Origin of the sequence: Crocosphaera sp. Alani8, assembly GCF_038442745.1 — a bacterium.
Classification (GTDB): Bacteria; Cyanobacteriota; Cyanobacteriia; order Cyanobacteriales; family Microcystaceae; genus Crocosphaera.
The window spans coordinates 1-3,404 of the sequence record NZ_JARVCN010000337.1 but is presented as its reverse complement, the minus strand read 5'-3'; the positions used below and the strand labels follow the sequence as shown (position 1 = coordinate 3,404).

Genomic DNA, 3,404 nt, shown 5'->3' with positions numbered 1-3,404 from the left:
TTTATGAACATGGTTTGGAACTTTGTCTTGTCAGGTGCAAGATGTGAGTTAAGATTATAACCTGCATTAACTTAAAGATCAATAGTTAATTCGGTTCATTTAACGGCTATTTTTCTCCAGATGATTCGTGTCAGTTTTGCCCTTTACCTATTTGATGGGCTACATAAGTTCGCAGCACATCATTAATTAAGGTTTGATAGCCTCTTATTTCGGGGTTGTTTTTAGCCGTATTGCGGAACCATTCTAGAGTTTCAGTATCAACTCGTATTGATATGGCTTCTGTTGCTGGTTTTCGCTTTACCAACTGAGCATTCTTGAAAAATTCTTGATCAAGCTCAGGAATATCCGAATAGTCTATGTCTGAATCTGACATATTCACTAATTGACTATGTCTTTGTTCGGGTGACATATCTTGACTAAATTGATTGTTGATCATAAATTTTTCTCTCCTTTCTACTCGCTCGTCGTGCAGATATGATTCTGGTCACTCCGTTTCTATCTGTATGGACGACTAAAATCACAATAACTGGCTGCTTGGGCAGAAACAGTTGACCGATTGAGAGTTCTCTGGTTTCTTCATAATTAAAGCGATTATCCTTGTAGGTTAATAGATTGGGATCTTTGAATATCTCTATTGCTTCTTGAAAAGAAATACCATGCTTAATGATGTTGGTTCGGTTCTTTTGTTCATCCCACTCGAATTTCATACTCTTAATATACCTTTTTGTATATACAAAATCAAGGCTTTCTTTTCTGCGATCACAGATGCCCTTGACTTTCTGGTTAATTATCAAAAAATTACCCTAAAAATGATTCTATATCTTCATTTTTTTGTATAGTAATTAATAACCTCATTCCTTTGTGCAGTGGGTGTCATCTTTAATCTGCACCAAAGAAAACGGACAAATATGAGCATCGTGTCAATTAAAATTAGATTTAGGAGTTTAAACTGTCATCAATTTTCCCATCTATCTATGAATTTAATTTTTAGTATTTTGTGTTTGATTTTTCTAATTGTAACCCTTTGGTTTGGTGTATATAACTATCTCTTTTTGAAAGAGGCTTTAGCCATTGAAGGAAAAGTTGTTGGTCTAGATAGAAGTATTACAAGAACATCGGCTAGTAGTTCAAGTCAAAATAGCTATCCCATAATAGAATATATAAATCCTTTGACACAAGAAAAAAAGAAATTTAAAGCATCAGTAGCAGCTTTAAATGTCAAAATAGGAACTCTCGTCTGGGTTGCCTATCGTCAAAAAACACAAACTGAAAAACTTATTTCTTTTGGAGAGATTCTCATCCCTTCTGCCATTTTTGGTTTATTTGGACTGACTCTTCTTCTTATTCTTTTTCCTCTATCTCAAAGCCGCAAAATAGTTTACTGGCTTTTAAGAATATTTCATATTTTTTAGGCATTACTCAAATTTGAAGATTAGCAATATAGTACATCAATATGAACAAGTAAAGAGTGACTCTTAGTCCTTGGATAATCCTATTTCTTTCTTGGGTAGTGCCTCTTTATAGTTTGATTTATAATCGAATCTATCCCAGTTATGAAAGTGCTTTGAGCGTCCCTTACGGATTTATTATAGGCTGCGTCATCCATTCATTTCTGTTAATAGCATGGCTCCTAATTAGGCACTCAAAAATTCAGACTTTTGAGTTGATTATCTTAGTAACTTCCTTTATTCTTTTGATTTTATTGACTCTGTCCAGTAACAGTGGCTCCTTAAGCCAATTCAGTCTTGATGGTCTTCACAGTGCTTTCAGTTAAGCTAGTTCTCATAAGTCAAACAAGGGTACTAAAAATTACCTATTTTCCTTATTTTTTTCCAGGATTTCACACTGTTTCATCACCAAAATATCACCTTGACGGACGGCTTTAACTGACCATGTTTGTCCTGTTTTCATATTTTCATGAGCGGGATTAATACTAATTCTGAGGGTTTTGAGAGGAGGACGACTAACTTTGAGTTGAACAAAGGACATCTTTTTTCCTAACACGGTCACTCTTCCAATCATCGTCATAGCTGATTCTGTTGCTTCATTGGAGATTTCTTCTAAATGATGAAATTCCTTTAATGGTTTGGCGATTAATTCGGCCAGATCTAACACTTTAATGAAGTGAGAAATTGTCCTAATTTCATCGGTTCGTTCATGAACTTTTTGTTGTGCGAGAACTAATCTTTGTTCCGTGTTATATAATAACTTTCTACTTGCTAAATATTCAATTGCTTAATAAAATCTGCTACCATTAAAACAAATTCATCTGAAGATTCATAAGGCATTACATTCCGTCCTGAAATTTGACATCCTTGACTTAAGGGAAGATTCTTTAAATATAGTTCTAATCGTTGCACTGGGGTTTCTGTTTTTCCTTCTTTGCTAATACTAGACGCTTCTTCTCCAAAAATTACTAATGTCGGCTGTTGAATAGCTTGAATGTCATTAGTATAATCTCGTCTCCAAAACCCTGCTAAAAAGGAAAAAACGGCATAGCGAGTTTGAATATCTTTTGCCCCTTTTTCTAAAAAATCTAGCCATTCATTATCTATCATTTCTGCTTTTGCAAATAATTGGCGCACTGAAAATGATTGTAAAAATTGACGACGACGGGCATAACGATAGAATCCATTTCCTAACCCAATTGGAGAGTTAAACAATAGATTCCATAAGAGTTTTTGCTGTAGCGGTTTTGCCGGCTCTGTCATGATACGCCATGCCGGAGGACCAGATAATACTAATCCTTTGATAAAATTAGGTTGAGATGAATTCTTAATGAGTTCAATAGCCACTGGAAATAATGCCCCTTGAACGACTAAAACAACTGGCTTTTTAACAACTATTTTAATAAAATGTTGTAACTGTTTTGCCCAATCTTCAGAATAGTAACAAACATGAGGTTTGTCACTGTTTCCACAACCAAGCAAATCAGGGTTATATAAAGTATGATTATGACCATTATTGAACCAAGTCTCAGCAAAGCGATGCCAAAATACTCCTGATAAGCCTACGCCAATGGGATGAATTAATAACAAAGCTAAATTTTCTTCTTTAGACGTTTCAGACTTATGAATAGTATAAGCACAATTAAAGTTTTTCCAACTATAGTAGTGTTTTTTAGAAGGTAGCATAAGTAAATGAAAATTAATGTATTGCGTTACTCTGAAGTTTTAAAAAATTCATCATTATTGTATCTTAAATTGCCATTACAGCGTTTCTCATAACCAGTGAGGTACAGTTAGGAGGCAGAAAGAATCGCGGAGTGAGACTACGAAACTTTAAGGAGATCCCACGGTCTCTTAGTCCATCCCCACGGACTCGTAAGGCATAGGAATCATCTTGGTTGAGAACTTAGCCTGCATTATTCATGAGAGAATTAAGAACAAGCATGAAAGCCTTAT

5 protein-coding genes are annotated in these 3,404 nt (G+C 34.8%); 1 reads left to right on the top strand and 4 read right to left on the bottom strand.

Annotated elements, in window-relative coordinates:
- Positions 1 to 130: 130 nt before the first annotated feature.
- Both P9B04_RS17550 and P9B04_RS17545 read right to left on the bottom strand, forming a co-directional pair.
- The gene (locus tag P9B04_RS17550; protein ID WP_342056273.1) at positions 131 to 436 is read right to left on the bottom strand and encodes a BrnA antitoxin family protein; all 306 of its coding nucleotides are present in this window, start codon (positions 434 to 436) and stop codon (positions 131 to 133) included.
- Positions 417 to 707: a BrnT family toxin gene (locus P9B04_RS17545; RefSeq protein WP_342056272.1), complete on the bottom strand. Its 291-nt coding sequence runs from the start codon at positions 705 to 707 to the stop codon at positions 417 to 419. Before P9B04_RS17545 ends, P9B04_RS17550 begins: the two co-directional genes overlap by 20 nt.
- A gap of 267 nt (positions 708 to 974) precedes the next feature.
- Between P9B04_RS17545 and P9B04_RS17540 the strand changes: the two genes are divergently transcribed.
- Complete coding sequence (locus tag P9B04_RS17540; protein WP_342056271.1) at positions 975 to 1,412, top strand: DUF3592 domain-containing protein; 438 nt, start codon at positions 975 to 977, stop codon at positions 1,410 to 1,412.
- Between the two features lie 397 nt (positions 1,413 to 1,809).
- On the opposite strand, the gene P9B04_RS17535 is transcribed toward P9B04_RS17540, so the two are convergent.
- Positions 1,810 to 2,115, bottom strand: a complete 306-nt coding sequence (locus tag P9B04_RS17535; RefSeq protein ID WP_342056270.1) for a hypothetical protein — start codon at positions 2,113 to 2,115, stop codon at positions 1,810 to 1,812.
- Positions 2,116 to 2,219: 104 nt separating this feature from the next.
- Positions 2,220 to 3,134: an alpha/beta fold hydrolase gene (locus tag P9B04_RS17530; protein WP_342056269.1), complete on the bottom strand. Its 915-nt coding sequence runs from the start codon at positions 3,132 to 3,134 to the stop codon at positions 2,220 to 2,222.
- Positions 3,135 to 3,404 lie beyond the last annotated feature (270 nt).

Coding starts and splice junctions, on each gene's coding strand:
- P9B04_RS17550 (WP_342056273.1), bottom strand. CDS start 436: ATGATCAACAATCAATTTAGTCAAGATATGTCACCCGAACAAAGACAT.
- P9B04_RS17545 (WP_342056272.1), bottom strand. CDS start 707: ATGAAATTCGAGTGGGATGAACAAAAGAACCGAACCAACATCATTAAG.
- P9B04_RS17530 (WP_342056269.1), bottom strand. CDS start 3,134: ATGCTACCTTCTAAAAAACACTACTATAGTTGGAAAAACTTTAATTGT.
- P9B04_RS17540 (WP_342056271.1), top strand. CDS start 975: ATGAATTTAATTTTTAGTATTTTGTGTTTGATTTTTCTAATTGTAACC.